14 protein-coding genes and 1 tRNA gene are annotated in these 16,654 nt (G+C 36.2%); 10 read left to right on the top strand and 5 right to left on the bottom strand.

Annotation, left to right across the window (positions count from 1 at the left end; translation table 11 throughout):
- Positions 1-123: 123 nt before the first annotated feature.
- On the top strand, positions 124-1,098 hold the full coding sequence (locus tag EKL99_RS08295) for a polyprenyl synthetase family protein (protein ID WP_126553913.1): 975 nt from the start codon (positions 124-126) through the stop codon (positions 1,096-1,098).
- Positions 1,099-1,225: 127 nt separating this feature from the next.
- Positions 1,226-1,576 carry a hypothetical protein gene (locus EKL99_RS08300; RefSeq protein WP_126457543.1) on the top strand — a complete coding sequence of 117 codons (351 nt, stop codon included), beginning with the start codon at positions 1,226-1,228 and terminating at the stop codon, positions 1,574-1,576.
- Here EKL99_RS08300 and EKL99_RS08305 read toward each other — a convergent pair whose 3' ends face one another.
- Positions 1,577-2,908 (bottom strand): alkaline phosphatase, encoded by a 1,332-nt coding sequence (locus EKL99_RS08305; RefSeq protein ID WP_126576749.1) that lies wholly within the window; start codon positions 2,906-2,908, stop codon positions 1,577-1,579.
- Between the two features lie 9 nt (positions 2,909-2,917).
- The gene (locus tag EKL99_RS08310) at positions 2,918-3,460 is read right to left on the bottom strand and encodes a hypothetical protein (protein ID WP_126576750.1); all 543 of its coding nucleotides are present in this window, start codon (positions 3,458-3,460) and stop codon (positions 2,918-2,920) included.
- Between the two features lie 120 nt (positions 3,461-3,580).
- On the opposite strand from EKL99_RS08310, the gene EKL99_RS08315 reads away from it, so the two are divergent.
- A complete protein-coding gene (locus EKL99_RS08315) occupies positions 3,581-6,355 on the top strand; it encodes a 2-oxoglutarate dehydrogenase E1 component (RefSeq protein ID WP_126568961.1) in 2,775 nt (924 codons plus the stop codon).
- Positions 6,356-6,514: 159 nt separating this feature from the next.
- Positions 6,515-7,741, top strand: a complete 1,227-nt coding sequence (gene odhB, locus EKL99_RS08320) for a 2-oxoglutarate dehydrogenase complex dihydrolipoyllysine-residue succinyltransferase (RefSeq protein WP_126553909.1) — start codon at positions 6,515-6,517, stop codon at positions 7,739-7,741.
- A gap of 54 nt (positions 7,742-7,795) precedes the next feature.
- On the opposite strand, the gene EKL99_RS08325 is transcribed toward odhB, so the two are convergent.
- Positions 7,796-8,551: a hypothetical protein gene (locus EKL99_RS08325; protein ID WP_231507409.1), complete on the bottom strand. Its 756-nt coding sequence runs from the start codon at positions 8,549-8,551 to the stop codon at positions 7,796-7,798.
- A gap of 28 nt (positions 8,552-8,579) precedes the next feature.
- Positions 8,580-9,017, bottom strand: a complete 438-nt coding sequence (locus tag EKL99_RS08330) for a retropepsin-like aspartic protease (RefSeq protein ID WP_126457538.1) — start codon at positions 9,015-9,017, stop codon at positions 8,580-8,582.
- Between the two features lie 155 nt (positions 9,018-9,172).
- On the opposite strand from EKL99_RS08330, the gene EKL99_RS08335 reads away from it, so the two are divergent.
- The 5 genes from EKL99_RS08335 (at position 9,173) to EKL99_RS08355 (ending at position 13,371) form a co-directional block, all read left to right on the top strand.
- Positions 9,173-9,952 carry a TatD family hydrolase gene (locus EKL99_RS08335; RefSeq protein ID WP_126576751.1) on the top strand — a complete coding sequence of 260 codons (780 nt, stop codon included), beginning with the start codon at positions 9,173-9,175 and terminating at the stop codon, positions 9,950-9,952.
- Between the two features lie 67 nt (positions 9,953-10,019).
- On the top strand, positions 10,020-11,156 hold the full coding sequence (locus EKL99_RS08340; RefSeq protein WP_126553905.1) for a 1-acyl-sn-glycerol-3-phosphate acyltransferase: 1,137 nt from the start codon (positions 10,020-10,022) through the stop codon (positions 11,154-11,156).
- The gene (locus tag EKL99_RS08345; RefSeq protein ID WP_126553903.1) at positions 11,146-12,174 is read left to right on the top strand and encodes an asparaginase; all 1,029 of its coding nucleotides are present in this window, start codon (positions 11,146-11,148) and stop codon (positions 12,172-12,174) included. The genes EKL99_RS08340 and EKL99_RS08345 overlap by 11 nt, the downstream gene beginning before the upstream one ends.
- A gap of 60 nt (positions 12,175-12,234) precedes the next feature.
- Positions 12,235-12,319: transfer RNA gene (locus EKL99_RS08350), tRNA-Ser, on the top strand.
- A 350-nt stretch (positions 12,320-12,669) separates the two neighbouring features.
- Positions 12,670-13,371 carry a porin family protein gene (locus tag EKL99_RS08355; protein WP_126454357.1) on the top strand — a complete coding sequence of 234 codons (702 nt, stop codon included), beginning with the start codon at positions 12,670-12,672 and terminating at the stop codon, positions 13,369-13,371.
- On the opposite strand, the gene EKL99_RS08360 is transcribed toward EKL99_RS08355, so the two are convergent.
- Entirely contained in the window at positions 13,366-13,971 is a 606-nt protein-coding gene (locus EKL99_RS08360; protein ID WP_126457532.1) for a hypothetical protein, read from the bottom strand. The two genes, EKL99_RS08355 and EKL99_RS08360, sit on opposite strands and share 6 nt — an antisense overlap.
- 223 nt (positions 13,972-14,194) lie before the next feature.
- Between EKL99_RS08360 and EKL99_RS08365 the strand changes: the two genes are divergently transcribed.
- Entirely contained in the window at positions 14,195-16,636 is a 2,442-nt protein-coding gene (locus tag EKL99_RS08365) for a bifunctional UDP-N-acetylmuramoyl-tripeptide:D-alanyl-D-alanine ligase/alanine racemase (protein WP_126576752.1), read from the top strand.
- The last annotated feature ends 18 nt before the right edge of the window (positions 16,637-16,654 follow it).

The raw sequence follows: 16,654 nt of genomic DNA on the forward strand, positions 1-16,654 counted from the left end.
TATAAGACGGAAACTTTAAACACCAAAATAGTTTCCAATGTATTTTGGTTTATTTAACATTTGAAGGTAAAACGATGTTTGTAATACAATTTGAATAGAGTAAATTAGCCAAAAATTTATTTTATGCATTCCATTTATCAATATCAGGGGTTTCTTTCGGAGTATTTGCAGGCACAATATGAAACCAAAGAACCAAGAAATTTGTACGAGCCCATCCGGTATATTTTAGACCTTGGCGGAAAAAGAATTCGTCCGGTACTGACCTTAATGAGTGCCGAAATTTTTGATGCGCCGTATCAAAAAGCATTGCCTGCCGCATTAGCCGTTGAAGTTTTTCATAACTTTTCGTTGGTTCACGATGATATTATGGATGATGCGCCACTACGAAGAGGAAAAGCAACGGTTCATGAGAAATGGAATATAAACACCGGAATTTTATCTGGGGATGCGATGCTGATTTTAGCCTATCAATATTTTGAACAATATGAGCCCGTTATTTTTCGGGATTTGGCCAAGTTGTTCAGCAAAACAGCGCTTGAAGTTTGCGAAGGGCAGCAATGGGATGTCGATTTTGAAGAACGCAATGATGTTACCATTCCGGAATACCTGATGATGATTCAATACAAAACGGCTGTTTTGGTAGCAGCAGCCATGAAAATGGGAGCGATTATTGCAGGAACTACCGAGGAAAACGCAAATCTGGTGTATGATTTCGGCCTCAATTTAGGCTTGGCTTTTCAATTACAGGATGATTTCTTGGATGCTTTTGGGGATCCAGAAACCTTTGGAAAACAAGTAGGCGGTGATATTATAGAAAATAAAAAAACGTATTTGTATCTAAAAGCAGTAGCTTTTTCAAAAGAAGAGGAAGCTAAAGAATTGCGGTATTTGTTTTCTGTTCAGCCGGAAAATAGTACGGATAAAATAGAGACGGTGAAAGCACTTTTTAATAGTTCTGGTGCGGCTACGGCAACACAGGAAGCAATACAAGATTTTACTTTTAAGGCGTTTCAGACCTTGGATAAAATGAATATTAGCGCCGATAAAAAAGCAATGTTGAAATCTTTTGGGGAGAATTTAATGGGCAGAAAAGTGTAATTCAATTTCAATAATCAATTTCAACATTGACTTTGAAAGTTTATATTTATAATTTAACAAGAAGTATAGTGTATAATAATAACAATATTGAAAATTGACATTCATATTGCCATTGATATTTAAAGATATGTTTATAGTTCCAAAAAATACCGATTTACTACTTGCTGAAGCCGCGGGTGAAAACTTATATTTGAAATTAATCGAACAAATGAATAAGGATTTCAATCTCGCTAACGAAGCAATTGATTTTCCGTTGGGTATTTCTCCCAGTGAATTGAAGTTGCAGCTTCACGAAAAAATATATCGACTTATTCAATACAAATTTGCTGAATACCTCAATTTATTATACATAATTGATGTTTCCGAAGAAGAAATAAAAAAACTAGACGGATCTGATTTAGTAGTTCTGGCAGAACAAGTCGCTTTTTTGATCCTAAAAAGAGAATGGCAAAAAGTGTGGTTCCGGAATAAGTATTAGTTATTGTAAGTCTTTTTTTAAGATTGTTTTATTCCATAATTCAGTTCCCGCAGTATCAAAAACAGTTAGTTTTATTTGGCGGTTTTCCTTTGAACCCAAGAATGAAATCATACCAAAATTATGTTGCGTAATCAAACTGCCTTTGGATCTGTAAATATTGTTTTCCTTTAATGCCCCTTCAGCGGCAACACCGGAAGTTAGCGGTGAAACGGTCCAGTCAAATAAAGAGTAGGCATTCTCGCGGGGAACTTCGGAAAATTCAGTAAAATGCCTATCACCGCTTAGGAATAAAACGCCCTTAATTTTATTATCAAGAATTTCTTTTAGCAATTTTTCTTTCTCTTTGGGGTAGTTGCTGTAGTTTTCCTTTTCCGCTACGGAATTTAATACTTGTACGCCCATTACAATTATTTTAAAACTGGCTTTAGAGGAACTTAGTGCGTTAATCAGCCATTCTAATTGGGTATTTCCTAAAACCGTTCTTTCGCCCGTAATTCTGTTATTTGGGGTCTTGAAAAACCGATCGTCCAATAAAAAAAACTGTGCATCACTCCAGCTAAAGGTAGAATAAATACCCTCGTTTTGTTCAGCATTCATACCGTAGCTTTTATTTGCCCAGAAATCTTTAAACGCTTTTTGAGTTAGAAATTTGTTATAAAAACTGCCATCGCTATCATCCGGACCAAAATCATGGTCATCCCAAATGGCAAAATTTTGAGTTTTTGCCAGCAAAGGCTGAATTTCTTTTACCGACCTTGAATGCGTATACCGATGATAAATCCCGGTTTTACTATCCCAGTCCGCTTCTCTGAGATAAATATTGTCACCACTCCATATCATGATTTCTGGATTTTTTTTGGCAATACTTTCAAAAATGCCATACTCACTTCCGTAGGCTTTTCCTGGTCTGTCCAGCGGAGTTTCATTAAAATAGGAACAACTTCCAATGGCTACTGTGAAATCAGGAGCATCTTCGCGCCATTCCCAAAGTTTCTTTGATGAAAAAGAAGTCTCGTAGGGCAAGATGATTTTTTTGTCATTTATGAAAACAGCATACGTATATTTTTTTCCGGGTTCTAATTGATCTAAAATAATATGATGCGTGAAGCCAACTTCTTTTGAAGATGAATACACGTCGGAGTAGAATATATTAGTAGGATTGTCAAGGGCAAAATAAGCTATTTTCACCGAAGCTTTTTTGTTGGTTTGCAACCAAATCATCGCTTCGGTCATTTCGCAATACCCCACCATGGGCCCAGATTGTAAAATATTGTTTTGAGCAAAACTGTAACTTATAAATAAAATACAGCATAATTGAAAAGTTTTTTTCATCGCAGATAATTAAAAATACACTCTAATAAAAGGCATAAAGGCACTGCCGTAAATGTTGTTTTTGTCAGTCAAAACATTATATCGCCCACCAATAGTGGCGTTTCCAGATCTGTAACCAAGGCCGATGAATAAACCTGTATTCCAGTAGTTTTGAGAATTGCTATTGGATCCATCCAGATTTACATTGACTCTTAATTGTTCCAGTTCCGTCGAAAGTTGGATTTCGGGGATTGGATTAAATAATCCTATAACACTACCGCCATACAAATGAGAAGCAAAAAAATCGCGTTGCTTCAAATATTTATACTGCACTCCCAGTCCCAAAGCCACATATTCATTAAAATTATAAATGGCACTTGGCGCTAACGAAATGTCCGTGTAGCCGGAACCAAAGCCTAAACCCAGTCCACCTCCAAATTGTACATTTCTCCAAAACTGGTTTGGCATAGTGGTATATATTGTATTTTGTTGTGCAAACAGAGCACTTGCAAAAAACAAGGCAATAAGTACTAAAAACGATTTGGTAACCTCGAAAAAGCGCTTTTTTGCCATAAGTTTCTAGATTTTTAACAATTTAAGATGTAAAAGTATCTTAAAATAAATTATAAATTTATTGTATTATTGTACTTTTGCCAAACTATTTTAATCAAAAAGGTATATTCACTAAATATTATGGATAGGTTTTCATTTTTAAACGCAGCACATACAGAATTTTTCGCTCAATTATACGATCAATATATAGAAAATCCAGACAGCGTTGAGCCTAGTTGGAGAAGTTTCTTTCAAGGTTTTGACTTTGGGATGAGTTCTTACGGCGAGGATCATAAAGTCGAGCAAATTGCAAATTTTGCGGCTAATAATACAGATATTAGCTTGGTTTCTGACAAGCTTCAAAAGGAGTTCAATGTATTAAAATTAATAGATGGATACCGTTCTCGCGGTCATTTGTTTACTAAAACAAATCCGGTTCGAGAAAGACGAGTATCATCACCAACTCTAGAAATCACAAATTTTGGACTTTCATCAGCAGACTTAAATACTGTTTTTGATGCAGCCAAGGTTATGGAAATACAGCCTTGTACGCTTCAGGAAATCATAACGCATCTTGATACAATATACTGCCAGCACATCGGGGTGGAATATATGTATATCCGTAAACCGGAAGTAGTGGAGTGGATTCAGAAAAAATTAGGCTACAATGACAATCAGCCTAAATTTTCATTGGATGAAAAAAAATCCATTCTTAATAAATTAAACCAAGCCGTTTCTTTTGAGAATTTTTTGCACACTAAATATGTAGGTCAAAAACGCTTTTCTCTAGAAGGTGGGGAATCAATTATTCCTGCATTAGATGCTTTAATCGAGAAAGCAGCTGAAAAAGGAGTTGAGCAATTTGTTATGGGAATGGCACATCGTGGTCGTTTGAATGTGTTGGCAAATATTTTTGGCAAATCGACCCAAGACATCTTTGGAGAGTTTGACGGTAAAGATTACGATCAAGAATATTTTGACGGCGATGTAAAATACCATTTAGGACTTACAGCGGATAAAGTGACCAGTACCGGTAAAAAAATTAATATCAATTTAGCTCCTAATCCGTCGCACCTTGAAACAGTAGGTGCAGTAATCGAAGGAATCACAAGAGCCAAACAAGATAAATATTTCCCTAACGATTTCTCAAAAGTATTGCCAATCGCCGTTCACGGAGATGCTGCAATTGCGGGTCAGGGAATTTTGTATGAAATTGTGCAAATGGCACAATTGGATGGTTATAAAACGGGAGGAACTATACATATTGTTATCAATAATCAAGTCGGTTTTACCACCAATTATCTGGATGCTCGTTCCTCTACCTATTGTACTGATGTTGCTAAAGTTACCCTTTCGCCCGTTTTGCATGTAAATGCGGATGATGCTGAAGCAGTAGTTCACGCGATGTCCTTTGCATTGGACTTCAGAATGGAATTTGGTAGGGATGTGTTTATTGATTTATTGGGATATAGAAAATATGGACATAATGAAGGCGATGAGCCTCGTTTTACCCAACCCGTATTGTACAAAATCATTGCAAAGCATAAAAACCCAAGAGACATCTACATGGAGAAATTGCTTGCCGAAGGAGTTGTTGACAGTACTTTTGTAAAAGGATTAGAAAAAGAATACAAATCAAATCTAGAGGTGAATTTAGAAGCCTCCCGTAAAAAAGATTTGACTATTATAACGCCATTCATGAAAAACGAATGGAAAGGTTTTGAACAGGTTTCGGATGTTGAAATGCTCAAAAAAGTAGACACTACTTTTCCAGTAGCCGGACTTACTGAGGTTGCAAACGTAATTTGTAACTTACCTGCAGACAAAAAATTTATCAGCAAAATACAAAAACTTGTCAACGATAGAAAAACAATGTTTTTTGAAACAAACAAGCTGGATTGGGCCATGGCAGAGCACTTAGCCTATGGGTCACTTTTAAAAGAAGGATATGATGTTCGTATTTCGGGGCAAGATGTAGAGCGAGGCACGTTCTCTCACCGTCATGCCGTTGTAAAAGTAGAGGATTCAGAAGAAGAAGTGATTTTGTTGAGTACTTTAGAAGGAGCAACAGGGAAATTCAATATCTTCAATTCGCTGTTGTCTGAATATGCTGTTTTAGGGTTTGATTATGGGTACGCTTTAGCCAACCCAAATACATTAACCATCTGGGAAGCACAGTTTGGTGATTTTAGTAACGGTGCCCAAATTATAATTGATCAGTATATTTCTTGTGGCGAAGATAAATGGAACAATCAAAACGGAATTGTTTTATTATTGCCGCACGGATACGAAGGACAAGGAGCGGAGCATTCATCAGCCAGAATGGAGCGATATTTACAACTTTGTGCCAGACACAATATGTATGTGGCAGATTGTACTACACCAGCCAACTTCTTTCACCTTTTGAGAAGACAAATGAAAACAACGTTTCGTAAACCACTTGTTGTGTTTACGCCTAAAAGTTTGTTGCGGGATACAAGGGTAGTATCTACCGTTGAAGAATTTGCAACAGGGAGTTTTCAAGAAACATTTGATGATGAAACAGTGAATAAAGCGCATGTGAAAACGCTGGTTTTCTGTACCGGAAAATTCTATTATGACATTACTGCCGAAAGAGAAATTCTGGACAGAAATGATGTGGCTGTAGTTAGAATCGAGCAATTGTTCCCATTACCGGTAGAACAATTAAAAGCCATTATCGCTAAATACCCTAATGCAGATGATTATGTTTGGGCACAAGAAGAACCAAAAAACATGGGGGCTTACAGCTTTATGCTAATGAATTTTGATTTAGTAAAATGGAGATTGGCTTCACTAAAAGCGTATGCGGCACCGGCCTCAGGAAGTTATACAAGAGCAAAACGCCGTCAGGCTGATGCATTGCGAATGGTTTTTGATAAAAATTTATACCGATAATAAGGAGCTATTTCCTGCTGTACGCTATATCTTTTCCTAGCTAAAGAAGCTAGAAAAAGGATGTCGCTGCCATCAGGGCTAAAAAACAATACATCTAACACACATAAGTTGTTCAAGAACAATTTAAAACTTAAAATTCATAATTTAAAATAATAGAACATGATTTTAGAAATGAAAGTCCCATCACCAGGGGAATCTATAAAGGAAGTTGAAATCGCAACTTGGTTGGTAAAAGACGGAGATTATGTAGAGAAAGACCAAGCCATTGCTGAGGTTGATTCTGATAAAGCAACATTAGAATTGCCAGCAGAAGCCAGCGGAATCATTACTTTGAAAGCGGAAGAAGGAGATGCAGTTGCAGTAGGAGCAGTAGTTTGTCACATTGATACGGACGGCGTAAAACCAGCAGGCGATGCGCCAGTTGCTGAAGCTACAAAAACAGTTGAAGCGCCAAAAGTGGAAACTAAAACAGAAGCACCAAAAGCCGCTCCAGCAGCAGCAACTTACGCTTCAGGAACTCCATCTCCGGCAGCACGAAAAATATTAGACGAAAAAAATATAGCAACAACTTCAGTAACAGGAACTGGAAAAGACGGAAGAATCACTAAAGACGATGCCGTACATGCGGCGCCTTCAATGGGGACGCCTACTGGTGGGTCTCGTGGATCCGAACGTTCAAAATTATCAATGTTACGTCGTAAAGTGGCAGAACGATTAGTGGCTGCTAAAAACGAAACAGCCATGTTAACTACTTTTAATGAAGTAAACATGACGCCAATCAACTTGATTCGGAATGAATACAAAGACGCATTCAAAGCAAAACATGGCGGAATTGGTTTAGGGTACATGTCTTTTTTTACTAAAGCAGTGACCAGAGCATTAAAATTATTTCCAGATGTAAACTCAATGATGGATGGGGATCATAAGATCGCTTTCGATTTTTGCGACATTTCTATCGCAGTTTCAGGACCAAAAGGATTAATGGTTCCTGTAGTTCGTAATGCGGAGAACTTGACTTTCCGTGGAGTTGAAGCCGACATTAAAAGATTAGCCCTTAAAGCGCGTGACGGACAAATCACAGTGGATGATATGACTGGTGGAACGTTTACGATTACTAACGGTGGTGTTTTTGGAAGTATGTTGAGTACGCCAATTATCAATCCGCCACAGTCAGGAATTCTTGGAATGCACAACATTATCGAGCGCCCAATTGCCGTAAACGGAAAAGTAGAAATTCACCCAATGATGTATGTGGCGTTGTCTTATGACCATAGAATTATTGATGGTCGTGAGTCTGTTGGTTTCTTGGTGGCCGTAAAAGAAGCCTTAGAAAACCCAATGGAATTATTGTTAGAGAACAATCCTAAAAAAGCATTAGAATTGTAATTGAATTAATAAAAAAATAAAAAATCCGTTTAGTTTTAGAACTAAACGGATTTTTTATTTTTTTATTAAAATTCCTTTGAATTCCACAACATCAAAAAGTGCGTAATTTTGGCTTTTCGGAATGTGGTCGCCTATAAATTGTAAATTTTCGACACTGCAATAGATGTTAAATTTGGTGTTTTTACCATAATTAAGTCGGACACTTGCCATAATTGCATCATTGATTTTCCAACTTACATTGTATCGCCCATTAGAAGTAAGGGATAATTGTAGTGTAAGATTATACCATTGTCTTCTTTTGATTTTCCTTTGAACAGATTGGAACGGATTGCCCTGTGAGATCATGTATACGATAAGATCGTCTGGTTCTGCTGCTAATTGATTTCGAATGGCTTGTGATCCATAGCCAATCTCAAAATCGAGTTCGTGTGTGTCATTATTATATAAAAAAGCTCCAATGCTAGCCATGTCACCAACGCCCATTTCGGGGATATAAACATTCCAGCTATAGGTTCCAGCGGCAAAACTTGAAATCGTTTTTACTTTTGATCTTTCCCACGTATTTGGATTTGTGAAAATACGTAAATTCCCATTTTCAATCCAGTAATTTGGATTGCCAACTTGAGTAGCATCTTCCCATTCCGTTAAATTATCGAAGTCCCAAATTTTTGAATAGCTGGTTTTTAAAATACTGAGATTGTTGGAATCTGAATTAGTTATTGTTTCATTTTCGTTAGTTAAGTCGGCGGGAGAACAAGAAAATAAAAGTAGTCCCATAAATACCAATAATTTTTTGAAAATATTTTTCATGTTTCTTTAAGGTTTTAAGGTCGTTTTTCTATTGTAAATATAAGCAATAATTAAAATAGTCCACGATTCCTTTTCCTTTCATTAAAACATCGGCTCCTATGATTCCATGAACGGGTTTTGATTTGTGTTGTGTTAAAGCTTCGTTTATATGAGATAAATCGAAAATTACGACGTCAAAAGCACTGTCTTTCCAAGTGCCTAGTTGCAATTGATTTTTTGTAGCTATTTGTGTCAACATTCCGGAAGCTCCAGCTCCTGAAGCTTTAGTTTTTGATTTTTTAGCTTCCAATAGAAACAAATCAACACATTCAAATCCGATACAACTACTTGAAGCACCTGTATCTAAAATGAAATTTCCTTTGATACCGTTGATTTTGGCTTTAATCAAAAGGTGTTGGGTTTTAGTAATCTTAAATTTTACTTTTTTGTAGTTTTCTTTTTTAAGGATTTTGTGGAGGTTTTTCATCTAGGCAGAATTTGTTTTCGGAATTATAGTGTCCCTTTTACAAAGATACAAGTTGTTGTATGCAGTTTTGGAATCTTTTTTCTATCGCAATCTTTGTTAAACCATTTTTTTGACTAGTTTAATTCTTGTAATTTTGTATTCTTAAAAGACGACACTTGGAAACAAAAGTAATAATTACCGATACCCATACTCATTTATATTCTGAGGAATTCAATCAAGACCGAGATGAAATGATTCAACGCGCCATTGAAGCGGGTGTGTCGCGTTTTTTTATTCCGGCAATCGATTCGACGTTCACGGAATCCATGTATACTTTAGAAAAAAAGTATCCTGAAAACGTATTCTTGATGATGGGCTTGCATCCCACGTATGTGAAAGAGAATTATCTGAAAGAATTACAGCATGTGGAAAACGAACTGGCGAAAAGAAAATTCTACGCTGTTGGTGAAATTGGGATCGATTTGTATTGGGATAAAACCCATTTGCCTCAGCAACAAATTGCTTTCAAAAAGCAGATTCAATTGGCTAAAGAATATAAGTTACCTATTGTGATTCATTGTCGGGATGCATTTGATGAAATTTTCGAAATTCTGGAACAAGAAAAATCGGATGATTTATTTGGTATTTTTCATTGTTTTTCTGGAACGTATGAACAAGCTTTAAGGGCAATTTCGTATAATATGAAGCTTGGAATAGGCGGGGTTGTTACTTTCAAAAACGGAAAAATCGATCAATTTTTGAAACAGATCGATATAAAGCATCTTGTTTTAGAAACAGATTCCCCATATTTAGCCCCAATTCCTTTTCGTGGAAAAAGGAATGAAAGTAGTTATATAGTCAGCGTAGTCGATAAGTTAGCCCAGATTTATGGCCTTTCAACACATGAAATAGCAATGCGAACCACCGAGAATTCTAAAGCTATTTTTGGGATTTAAAGTAGAATTCACTTTATTTTGACTTTTTTTTTGTTCATTTGCCCACACAAATATAGAAAAATCAACAATGCAGAAATTTGACGCTATTCGGCCATTTTATGATTCCGAAATAAACGAAGCACTTCAAGATGTGATTAATCACCCAATGATGAAAGCATTGATGAACTTTACTTTTCCGGGTGCTGCTGACGAAGTTTGGAAAGAACAACTCAGGAAAACGCACTCCATTCGGGATTTTCAATGTAATTTTATATACCAATCGGTTCAAAGAATACTAGAAAAAAGTTCAGAAGGAATGACCACTTCCGGTTTTGAAAAGTTAAAGAAAAACACTTCTTATTTGTTTGTCTCAAATCATCGGGACATCCTTTTGGATACTACGTTATTAAACACAGCTTTATTTGAACATGGGTTAGTGATGACAGCCTCAGCGATTGGGGATAATTTAGTAAAAAAATCGTTTCTGAATACCTTGGCAAAACTGAACCGTAATTTTTTAGTACAACGGGGATTGACTCCAAGAGAAATGCTGCAGAGTTCAAAACTATTGTCGGAATATATAGGGAATTTATTGCTTCATGAAAACCGTTCTGTATGGATAGCACAGCGAGAAGGAAGAACGAAAGACGGCAAGGATGAGACCAATCCGGGTGTTTTGAAAATGGTGGGTATGGGTTCTGATGAAAAGAATTTAATGGATTATTTCAAGAAAATTAAAATTGTACCCGTATCTATTTCGTACGAGTATGATCCTACTGATGCTCTGAAAATGCCACAATTGATGGCTGAAGCCAATAATGAAGTGTATGTCAAGGAAAAGAATGAAGATTTCATGACGATTCTGAGTGGTGCTCTAGGGCAAAAGAAGAGAATACACATTCATGTTGGGAAAGTTTTAGATATTGAAATTGATGCCATTATTGCAGAAAACGAGAACTCAAATAAGCAAATAGTAGCTTTGGCACAAGTAATTGATAATGCCATATTGAGTAATTACAAATTATGGCCAACGAATTTTATTGCTTTTGATATTGTAAATAAGACCGATAGATATTCCCATTTGTATACTGAAAATGAAAAATCATTGTTCGAGCGCAGACTGGAAATGCGAATTGATCATGACAATCCAGTGGCTCTTGAAAGTTTTTTGGCCATGTATGCAAATCCAGTTGTGAACAAATTAAAATACCACGATGTTGTATAAAGCCAAAATACTTTTAATATATACCGGAGGAACTATTGGTATGCGAAAAGATTTTGAAACAGGAGCCCTTAAGGCATTCAATTTTAGTAAATTGTTACAGCGAATTCCAGAATTGAAACAATTGGATTGTGAGATCGAAACCGTTTCTTTTGAAAATCCTATAGATTCCTCGAACATGAATCCTGAAAAATGGGCAAAAATGGCTATAATTATTGCAGATAATTATACTTCATTTGATGGATTTGTTGTGCTTCATGGATCCGATACTATGTCGTATTCTGCTTCAGCGCTGAGTTTTATGCTTGAAAATTTGTCAAAACCAGTTATTTTTACCGGTTCACAATTACCCATAGGGGATTTGCGTACCGATGCTAAAGAAAACCTGATTACAGCCATTCAAATAGCTTCTCTGCAAAATAATAATCATCCGGTTATCAGTGAAGTGTGTCTTTATTTTGAATACAAATTATACCGAGGCAATAGAACTACAAAGATTAATGCAGAACATTTTAAAGCATTTACGTCTCCAAATTATCCGGAATTGGTGGAGTCTGGGGTGCATTTAAAGTTGAATCCTGAATTGTTTTTGCCTAAAAAAGGAACGGAGGAATTCAAAGTGCATAAAAATTTAGACAATAATGTTGCCATTATCAAGATGTTTCCTGGAATCAGTGAAGCAGTTTTATCCGCTATTTTAAATATTCCGAATCTTAAAGGTGTTGTTTTAGAAACCTACGGAGCTGGGAATGCACCTACAGAGGATTGGTTTTTAAACCTCTTGAAAAAAGCGATTGCCGGCGGGTTACATATTGTTAACGTTACCCAATGTTCTGGCGGGAGTGTCAGTATGGGGCAATACGAAACCAGTACCGGACTGAAAGAAATTGGTGTGATTTCCGGAAAAGACATCACCACCGAGGCGGGAATCACAAAATTGATGTATTTATTGAGCAAAAAAATAGCCCCAAAAGACTTCAAAACTATTTTTGAAACTTCTTTACGAGGAGAAATGACATAATATTCAGATTTTACTTTTCTAACTCGTTTTTTTTCGTGTTCTTTGCAGCCGTAATAAAATAGAGAGGTGGCCGAGTGGCTGAAGGCGCACGCTTGGAAAGCGTGTATATGGCAACATATCGAGGGTTCGAATCCCTTCCTCTCTGCGATGAAATAATGCTTCCTAAAAGGGGAGCATTTTTTGTTTTAGGGCGTGGTCAATTTTTTAGTTTGTCAAGAGAGTAAACAAAAAAAGATCAGCAGGCAATACCAGTATTAATTTTTTGTGAGCCGTCCTTCCTTTAGGTCAACAAGGGTAGTTCAGTCCTTTCTGTCAAATAGAATTCCGTGGCTGCAAGAACTTAGAGCGTTTTTATCTTTAAAGGTCTTAAAAAGGATTATTTGTGGTTGTTATTTATCACAAAACGATCAAAAGGGTATATTTGTATCGTTTTAATGAGAATTGGAAGCCAAGGGTGTTTGATAGAATCATTGAGCGATTTAAAACCAAAAAATTATGCGAATTTTTCTTAGTTGTTTTCTGCTGCTAATGGTTGCTACTGTTTTTTCTCAGGAAAATACACCATCACAAGATACTCTAATTATGAAAGTGGATTCCTTGTATCGTGAGGATCAGTTCTATTTTGGGATCACTTACAATATATTGACGGACGGCCCTTCGGGGTTGTCACAAAGCAAATTTTCGTCGGGTTTGTCAGGTGGTTTTTTGCGGGATATGCCTTTAAATAAAAAGAGAACCGTTGCAATAGCTTCCGGTATTGGATTTACATATAATAATTACAATCAAAACATAGCCATTTCTGCAACAGACGGTATGCCAGTTTATGCCCTGATTGATGCCAATAGGGATTATAATAAAAATAAGTTTTCCCTACTTTCAGTTGATGTTCCTGTTGAGTTTAGATGGCGAACCTCTACTTATGAAAGCCATAAATTTTGGCGCATTTATACAGGAATAAAGTTTAGTTATTTGCTCTACGACAAGTCCGTTTTTGATAGTGCTCAAGGCAAAGTGGTGGTTACAGGAAATAAAGATTTTAATAAATTACAATACGGGGCTTATGTCTCTGCAGGATACAATACAATTAATTTGTATGCCTATTATGGTTTAAATTCAATATTCAAATCGGCAAAAATAGAAGACAAGTCAATTACCATGAAAGCATTAAATATTGGCATAGTATTTTATATTTTATAGCCATAAAACCAATAGAAGCAATTGTGGAATAATTCCCAGAACAAAACCTAAAAGGAGTTCTTTAATGGTATGCGCTTTCATTTCCAGTCTAGAAGTCGCGACCACGCCATTCAACAGTAGTAGTAATGCAATAGTAAAAATATTTTGAATTTGAAGGTGCAGGCTTAATCCAATGATAAATACAGTCAAAGAGCTGAAAGCTATCATGTGCAGGCTTGCTTTTATCTGCAGAAATAATAGGATTAGAGCTAATAATGAACTCAAAAGTCCCCCCAATAAAAAAAAATGCAACTCTGGATAGGAATCAATAGTGATACTTTTTCGAACTAATAAGATGATCAAGAAACAATGAAGTATTAAGGGTATTTTACGCTGGGATATTTTAGAAACCATTATGGAATCTATATTTCCTGTAGCGCGTAAGAGAAAAAAGGCCAAAACAGGAATTAACACCGTCACAATCAACACCTGAAAAAAAATGAATATCTTTTCTTGACTCACAAAATCAGATCCATTAAAAAAAAGGTAGAACAATGTTGCCATTGCCGGAATGAATATTGGATGGAAAATATAAGAGAAAAGGGGAAGGGTTTTTTTCAATAGTTTTGATTTTGTATCAAACAAATATAGGTAATCTGTCAAAATTAGTAAAGCATATCAAAAGAGTTTCTTGTTTTTAATAAACGAAATTGCTCATAATTATCGTAAATCTGTCGCTTCGTTTTGAAAAGAAGTGCTATTTTTGAGGAAGTTTTGCAAATAAACAGCCTGTTGAAAGTATCATTTTCAAAAAAGAAATTCACCTCAATCTTTTTTTTATTCCATGAGCAAAAAAATTCTAAATAGCATACAAAATATCCCCGCAAAGTTTATTGGAACCAGCAGTACGATGGCTATTGATTCTATTTCTATAGACAGTCGTTCTTTGCAAAATGGCCCGAAAACGCTGTTTTTTGCATTGGTTGGAGCCAATACGGATGCGCACCTTTATCTCAAAAATTTAATTGCAAGTGGCGTCCAGAATTTTGTAGTTACCCATATTCCTGAAGATTGTGAAGGGAAAGCTAATTTTTACGTAGTGACCAATACCTTGTTGGCTTTGCAACAATTTGCCGCAGCATATCGCAGCCTCTTTGATTTTCCTATCATTGGGCTTACGGGAAGTAACGGTAAAACGATAGTCAAAGAATGGCTTAATTTTTTATTAAGTCCGGATTATAACGTTATCCGAAGTCCAAAGAGTTACAACTCTCAAATTGGTGTTCCGCTGTCTGTGATTGCGATAAATGAAAAACACAATTTAGGAATTTTTGAAGCCGGTATTTCTACGGTTTCAGAAATGGAAAAACTCGAAAAAATCATTAAACCTACGATTGGAATTCTCACGAATATAGGGACGGCACATGACGAAGGTTTTGCTGATATCAGTGACAAAATCAAAGAAAAATTGAAACTTTTCCAGGATGTCCAAGTCATTATTTATCATAAAAATCCAACAATTGATTTGTTGATCCGTCCCGATACCGCCGTTTTTTGCTGGAGTTATAACGATGCTAAGGCTTCGGTTCTGATTGCTAAAAAGGGAGTTTTAGACAAGACCGTTTTGACGGTGCTACAAAACAACAACAAGTTTGACATAAAAATACCATTTCAGGATGAGGCGTCGATAGAAAATGCAATTTCCTGTTTGATGGTTTTGTTGTATTTTAAATACGATGACAGAACGATTCAAAACCGCATGGAGTTGTTGTATCCGGTAGAAATGCGATTGAAAGTCAAAAACGGAATCAACAATAGCAGTATTATTGATGACAGTTACAGTTCTGATTTTCAATCCTTAAAAATTGCGTTGGATTTTCTTGAAAGTCAAAAACAGTATAAAAAGAAAACAGTCATTCTATCTGATATTTTTCAAAGCGGTTTGCCTAACGATGTGTTGTACTCGAAGGTGGCTGAGCTAATTGTTTCCAACCGGATTACACGGGTAATTGGTATTGGCGAAACCATTTCAGCATTTAAAAACAAGTTTGCTAACTGCAGTACTTTCCAAAACACAGCTGCATTTGTCGCTGATTTTGAAAACTTGGACTTTGGTAATGAAACCATTTTGATAAAAGGGGCGAGATCGTTCCAGTTTGAAGAAATTGTGTACTTATTAGAGGAGAAGACACATGAAACGGTCCTAGAAATCAACCTGAATGCTATTAGTTACAACCTGAATTTTTTTAAATCAAAGTTGCTACCAAAAGTAAAAATTATGGTTATGGTAAAAGCATTCGGGTACGGAAACGGCGGACTCGAAATTGCTAAATTACTGGAACATCATAAAGTAGATTATTTGGGCGTGGCTTTTGCCGATGAAGGAATTTCATTAAAAAACGGGGGCATTAATTTGCCTATTATGGTCCTTAATCCAGAGAATACTAGTTTTTCGGCTATTATTCAACATCAGTTGGAACCGGAAATTTACTGTTTAAAAGGTTTATATGCGTTCTTGAAAATAGCAAAACAAAAAAATTTAAAGCATTTTCCAATTCATATTAAATTCGATACCGGCATGCATCGATTGGGCTTTGAAGAAAATACCCTCGATGAACTGATAGCTGCGCTAAGAGGAAACAGTACCGTGCAAATAAAAAGTATTTTATCACACTTGGCTACGAGCGATGATCTTGAACACATGGATTTTGCTCATTCCCAAATTAATTTGTTCGAGAAAGTATCCTCTAAATTGATGTCTGAATTGCAAATAAAACCCTTGCGTCACATCCTGAACACCTCTGGAATAAGCAATTTTCTGGATTCGCAATACGATATGGTTCGGCTAGGAATTGGTCTTTATGGAGTTTCAAATGATGCCCAAGAACAAAAGCAACTCGAAAATGTGGGGACACTAAAATCCGTGATCTCACAAATAAGAACGATTGCTGCTGGAGAAAGCGTAGGCTATGGCCGCCGATTTGTAGCCGAAAAACCAACAAAAATTGCTACAATTCCCATAGGATATGCTGATGGGATTTCCAGAGGCTGGGGAGATGGTTTGGGATTTGTTATGGTAAAAAATACCAAAGCCTATATCGTTGGGAGTATTTGTATGGACATGCTGATGGTTGATGTCACCGGCATTGAATGCAAAGAAGGTGATTCAATACTTATTTTTGGCGAAAATCCAACGGTTTCTTTTATAGCCCAGAAATTAAATACAATTCCCTATGAAATTTTGACCAGTATTTCGCAACGGGTGAAACGCGTGTTTTATAGGTAGCGATTAAATTTAGAAGAA

Source organism: Flavobacterium sp. ZB4P23 (genome assembly GCF_003970375.1).
GTDB lineage: Bacteria > Bacteroidota > Bacteroidia > Flavobacteriales > Flavobacteriaceae > Flavobacterium.

What these genes read in the sequence shown, in the direction of transcription:
- odhB (WP_126553909.1), top strand. Translation starts at nt 6,515, where the DNA reads ATGATTTTAGAAATGAAAGTCCCATCACCAGGGGAATCTATAAAGGAA.
- EKL99_RS08345 (WP_126553903.1), top strand. Translation starts at nt 11,146, where the DNA reads ATGTTGTATAAAGCCAAAATACTTTTAATATATACCGGAGGAACTATT.
- EKL99_RS08305 (WP_126576749.1), bottom strand. Translation starts at nt 2,908, where the DNA reads ATGAAAAAAACTTTTCAATTATGCTGTATTTTATTTATAAGTTACAGT.
- EKL99_RS08330 (WP_126457538.1), bottom strand. Translation starts at nt 9,017, where the DNA reads ATGAAAAACCTCCACAAAATCCTTAAAAAAGAAAACTACAAAAAAGTA.
- EKL99_RS08295 (WP_126553913.1), top strand. Translation starts at nt 124, where the DNA reads ATGCATTCCATTTATCAATATCAGGGGTTTCTTTCGGAGTATTTGCAG.
- EKL99_RS08340 (WP_126553905.1), top strand. Translation starts at nt 10,020, where the DNA reads ATGCAGAAATTTGACGCTATTCGGCCATTTTATGATTCCGAAATAAAC.
- EKL99_RS08315 (WP_126568961.1), top strand. Translation starts at nt 3,581, where the DNA reads ATGGATAGGTTTTCATTTTTAAACGCAGCACATACAGAATTTTTCGCT.
- EKL99_RS08365 (WP_126576752.1), top strand. Translation starts at nt 14,195, where the DNA reads ATGAGCAAAAAAATTCTAAATAGCATACAAAATATCCCCGCAAAGTTT.
- EKL99_RS08300 (WP_126457543.1), top strand. Translation starts at nt 1,226, where the DNA reads ATGTTTATAGTTCCAAAAAATACCGATTTACTACTTGCTGAAGCCGCG.
- EKL99_RS08355 (WP_126454357.1), top strand. Translation starts at nt 12,670, where the DNA reads ATGCGAATTTTTCTTAGTTGTTTTCTGCTGCTAATGGTTGCTACTGTT.
- EKL99_RS08325 (WP_231507409.1), bottom strand. Translation starts at nt 8,551, where the DNA reads ATGAAAAATATTTTCAAAAAATTATTGGTATTTATGGGACTACTTTTA.
- EKL99_RS08310 (WP_126576750.1), bottom strand. Translation starts at nt 3,460, where the DNA reads ATGGCAAAAAAGCGCTTTTTCGAGGTTACCAAATCGTTTTTAGTACTT.